This window comes from Streptococcus suis (assembly GCF_002960425.1).
In the GTDB taxonomy this organism is placed as follows: domain Bacteria; phylum Bacillota; class Bacilli; order Lactobacillales; family Streptococcaceae; genus Streptococcus; species Streptococcus suis_S.
The window spans coordinates 1-491 of record NZ_POIZ01000058.1 but is presented as its reverse complement, the minus strand read 5'-3'; the positions used below and the strand labels follow the sequence as shown (position 1 = coordinate 491).

The window sequence follows — 491 nt, the reverse complement described above, 5'->3', positions numbered from 1 at the left end:
GGGTCCACCTCAGTACCTGGATTCTTAGGATCTTCTGGGGTGACGGTTACTACTTTTTCTCTTACGACGACTTCAAATGGTTGGTCTGTAGCCTTATCTGTGTCGAAGACTTGACCACCTTCTTTAGTGAAGCCGTCTGTCACCACTTCATAACCTTGGTTGGTGAGCTCTGTAATACGAGCTGTGGTGGTGTAGTTAATCGGCTCGCCTGACTTACCTGTGACTTCATCGACAGTACCAAGCGTTGTTCCTTTGTCATCTTTGTAGGTGATGGTGGCTTTTTGAGCGTCCTTCACATATCTAACGATAACTTCAGTGTCTGGATCAGTTGCCGGAACATCCTGAACAGCTTCGACACTTGCCTTGTCTGGTGTGTAACCTGCAATAGCTGGTGTGTCTACTTTGTCGAAGTCATCATCAGTTGAGGTCCAGTCACCATAAGTCACTTCTTTAGTCACTAGGTTAACGGTCGCGGTACGTTTGTAGGTCAG

Annotated in this window: 1 protein-coding gene; it reads right to left on the bottom strand. The window is 47.0% G+C overall.

The features are described 5' to 3' along the window. Positions 1–491 (bottom strand): mucin-binding protein (locus C1G57_RS11140; protein WP_419579857.1); only part of this gene is annotated, 491 nt, incomplete at both ends.